General features: G+C 72.1%; 2 protein-coding genes. Both read right to left on the bottom strand.

Annotated elements, in window-relative coordinates:
- Positions 1-2,698 (bottom strand): type I polyketide synthase (locus WU80_RS24160; protein WP_156371864.1); only part of this gene is annotated, 2,698 nt, incomplete at its 3' end.
- Positions 2,695-4,518, bottom strand: a 1,824-nt coding sequence (locus tag WU80_RS24155) for an SDR family NAD(P)-dependent oxidoreductase (RefSeq protein WP_156371862.1), incomplete at its 5' end; no start/stop codon positions are given. The genes WU80_RS24155 and WU80_RS24160, both read right to left, overlap by 4 nt.

Below are 4,518 nucleotides of genomic sequence, written 5' to 3'. Positions count from 1 at the left end.
TCCCGGACCGGTCGGCGACCCAGAATTGGGTGTGCTGCCACGGCGTCACCGGGAGCTCGGCGAGGCGACCGCGGTCCGTGGCGGGCGGGTGAGGCGAGACGGCGGCCAGCTGGCCGTGGAAGGTGATCGTGTCGTCGGTGTCGCGGTGCAGGGTGCCAACGGCGTGCGCGGCGGCGCCGAGGGTGTCGGCGATGGCGTGGGTGAGCAGCGGGTGGGGGCTGATCTCGATGAAGGTGTGCTTCTCGGCGCCGGCCTGGCTGACGGCTTGATGGAAGCGCACCGGGTTGCGCAGGTTGTCCGCCCAATAGTCGGCGTCGAGCAACGGGCCGGGCGCCGGACTCGTGGTGCTGATCATCGGGATGGTCGGTGTTTTGGGCGCCAAATCGGCCAGCGCCGAACGCAATTCGGGCAGGATGGGATCGATGATCGGGTGGTGGGAGGCCACGTCGACCTCGATGCGGCGCGCTAGCAGGTTGCGGGCGGCCACGGCCGCGATGACCGCGTCCACCTGATCGGGTGGGCCGGCGATCACCGATTGGCGCGGCGAGGCGTGCACGGCCAGCGTCACCTGCGGGTGGTCGGTGATCAGTTCCCCGGCCGCCTCGGCGTCGAGTTCGAGCAACGCCATCGCGCCCTGCCCGGACAACCGGGCCATCAGCGCCGACCGGGTGGCGATCACCCGCAGCCCCTCCGCCGGGGTGAGCGCCCCCGACACCACCGCGGCGGAAACCTCACCCATGGAGTGCCCGATCACCGCGTCGGGCTCGATCCCGTAGTGGCGCCACAGCGCGGTCAGCGCGAGCTGGACGGCCACCAGCACCGGCTGGATGTTCTGGATGCCGGCGACCGCTCGCCCCTCGGCCAGCGTCTGGTGCAGCGAAAAGCCGGTCTGAGCAACGAAATCCGGTTCCAGCTCGGCGATCGCCGCCGCGAAGGCGGGCTCGTCGGCCAGCAGCCGGCGGCCCATGCCGGCCCATTGCGCGCCCTGGCCGGAGTAGACGAACACCGTGCCGGGGCGGCGGGTCGATTCGACCGGGCCCTGCACCCCGGGCGCCGGGGCGCCGGCGACCAGGGCGCGCAACCCCGCCACCGCGGCGGCGCCATCGCGGGCCACCACGGTCGCGCGCCAAGGGTGTTGTGCCCGGCGGGAAGTCAGCGTGTGCGCGACGTCGGCCAGCGGCGTCGCCGCGCCGGGGCCGCCCAGCCAGTCGGCGAGCGTGGCGGCCATCGCCGCCACCCGCTGCGGGGTCTTGCCGGACACCACCAGCGTCGACACCGTCGGCGCGGGGCGCGCCTGCCGGTCCGCCGGGGCGGGCGGCTGCTCGACCACCACGTGCGCGTTGGTGCCGCTGAGGCCGAACGAGGAAACCGCGGCCCGGCGGATGCCGGCCGTCGGCCATGCGGTGCCCTCGGTCGGCACGAACAGGCGGGTCGACGACGCGTCGATCGCCGGGTTCCACCGGGTGAAGTGCAGGTTCGGTGGGATGACTCCCCGGTTCACGGCCAGGATGGCTTTGATGAATCCGGTGACCCCGGCGGCGGCCTCGAGATGCCCGAGGTTGGTCTTGACCGCCCCGAGCGCGCAGCCGCCCTCGCTCTGACCTTTCGCAAGCCCGTACGTCGCGGCCAGCGCCTCGAACTCGATCGGATCGCCCAGTACGGTTCCCGTGCCGTGGGTTTCGACGTAGTTGACGCTGTCCGCCGTGACGTCGGCCTGGCGCAGGGCGGTCGTGATCACGTCGCGCTGCGCCGCCGCGTTCGGCGCGGTCATGCCGTTGGACCGGCCGTCCTGGTTGATGGCCGAACCGCGGACCACGGCGAGTACGCGATCGCCGTCGCGGGTGGCGTCGGACAACCGCTTGAGCACCACCACGCCGCAGCCCTCGCTGCGCACGAACCCGTCGGCCAGGGCGTCGAAGGTCTTGCACCGGCCCGTCGGTGACAGGGCCGACCACTTGGACAGGGCGATGCTGGTGAACGGGGACAGCGACAGGTGCACGCCGCCGGCGAGTGCAGTGTCGCTTTCCCGCAGCCGCAGGCTCTGGCAGGCCAAATGGATCGCGACCAACGACGACGAGCAGGCGGTGTCGACGGCCACCGCCGGGCCGCGCAGCCCCAACAGGTAGGAGATCCGGCCCACCGCGGCGCTGTGCGGGTTACCGGTGCTCAGGTACGCGTCGATCTCGGCACGCCGCTCGAGGTTGAGGATGGTGTAGTCCCATGCCGACACGCCCATCAGCGCGGCGGTTCGGCTGCCGCTCAACGAATCCGGGGGCATGCCGGCGTGTTCGAGCGCTTCCCACGCGACCTCGAGCAGGATGCGCTGCTGCGGGTCCATCGCGATCGCTTCGCGGGGGGTGATGCCGAAGAAATCGGCGTCGAAACCCGCGACGTCGTCGACGAAACCACCCCACTTCGTCGTCATCCGGCCCGGCGCCTGCGGGTCGGGGTCGTAGAACGCGTCGGCGTCCCACCGGTCGGGGGGCACCTCGCCGACGGCGTCGCGGCCGTCGAGCAGCAGCTGCCAAAAGCTCTCCGGCCCAGTCACTTTGCCGGGCAGCCGACAGCCGATGCCGACCACGGCCACCGGTTCGGCGATGTCGGTCGGGAACGCCGTGCCCGCGCGCACGAGCTCACGGGCGAGGACCTCGCGGGCTTTGGGCGACATCTGCGCCGCGCGTTCGGCGATGCTCGTCATTGCTCGCCGCCCCCCGTCGCGGTCTCCAGCTCGCTCGCCGCCACCAGATCGGACAGCAATTCCATCTCCTCGTCCGATAGCTCGGCCTCCCCGTCGGGGTGACGCTCCTCGTCGGTCGGTGACGCGTAACCCAACCGCTCGCACAGTGCGCCCGCGAGGTCGGTGATCGTCGGGTACGCCCAGACCAGGGCGGCCGGCAGCGTTGTGCCCAGGCTGGATTCGAGCCGGTTGCGCAATTCGAGCGCCATCAGCGAGTCGAGGCCGAGCGACTCCATCGGGCGGCCGGGATCGATCGGGTCTGCCGAGCGCAACACCGCCCGGATCTCGTCGGCGATCACGGCCGCGAGGCGGGCCGGGCGCTCACCGGCGTCGGTGGCGTCCAGCTCGGCACGGATGGCACCCCCGCCGGCGCGCCGTTCGCCGGCCGAGTCGTGCAGGTGGGCGAACAGCGACGAACCGGCCGCGGCGGGGAAGGACTGGAACCACTGCCGCGCGTCGAGGCTGAACACTCCGGTGCGCGCGCGGTCGGCCGCCAGGGCCAGCTGCATCGCTTCCAGGCCCTGTTCGACCGTGATCATCGCGACGCCGAGGTCGGCGAAGAACTGGGCGCGGCCGACCTCCGCCCATGGGCCCCAGTTGATTCCGACGGCGGGTAGCCCGGCGGAGCGCCGGTGGGCGACCAGGCCGTCGACCCAGGAGTTGGCGGCTGCGTACGCGCCCTGGCCGGGCGCGCCCAGCAGGGAGGCCACCGACGAGAACGTCAACCACCAGTCGAGATCCAGGTGGGCGGTGGCCCGGTGCAGCAGCCAACTGCCCGCGACCTTCGGGGTGAACACGCGCCGCGCGGCGGATTCGGACATGTTCAGCACGATCTCGTCGTCGAGGATCATGGCGCTGTGCAGGACTCCGGCGGGCCGCAAGCCGGCGTCTTCGACCGCCCGCACCAGTCGATCGGCCGTGCCGGGCTCGGCGATGTCGCCGGTCACCACCTCGATGCGGCCCCCCGCGGCGGTGAGCTCCGCGATCGCGGCGGCGACGTCGGCGGCGGGGGCCGAACGTCCGTTCAGCACAACCAGTCCCGCGCCCTGCTCGACCAGCCACCGCGCGACGACGAACCCGAGGCCGCCCATGCCGCCGACGATGAGGTAGCCGCCGTCCGGGCTGACCAGCGGGTGCGGTGGCGGTGCGGCGACCGCGTCGATGCTGCCGCCGGCCGGTATCGAGACGACGATCTTGCCGGTGTGCCGACCGGAGGCCATCAGCGCGAACGCGTCGGCCGCGTCGCGCAGACCGAACTCGGTGACCGGCAGCACCTGCAGGGCGCCCTGCGACACGTGCCGCAGGATGTCGGCGAGCATGCGGCGGTAGCGCGCCGGTTGCAGTTTGAGGTTCAGGTCGAGGTCCACCACGGCGAAGGAGGCGCTCTTCGCCAGGCCGGCCAACCCTAGGCCGGCGTCGGCGTGGACGTCCTTCTTGCCCAGTTCGATGAACCGGCCGCCGGGGGCGAGGAGTTCGACGCCGCGACGAATGGCTTCGCCCGGAAGGGAATTGAGGATCACGTCCACGCCGTAGCCGTCGGTGATGTCGCGTATCTCGTCGGCGAAATCCACGCTCCGCGAGTCACCGACGTACTCGACGCCAAGGCCGCGCAGCGTGTCGCGTTTCGCGTCCGAGCCGGCCGTCGCGTAGATCCGTGCCCCGACCATCCGGGCGATCGAGACGGCGGCCAGTCCGACACCGCCGGTGGCGGAGTGGATGAGCACGCGTTCGCCGGGGGCGAGCCGCCCGACCTCGCACAGGCTGTCTCTTATACACATCTG

It is taken from the genome of Mycobacterium sp. UM_11 (assembly GCF_001414075.1).
In the GTDB taxonomy this organism is placed as follows: domain Bacteria; phylum Actinomycetota; class Actinomycetes; order Mycobacteriales; family Mycobacteriaceae; genus Mycobacterium.
This window is presented reverse-complemented; position numbering and strand designations above follow the sequence as displayed.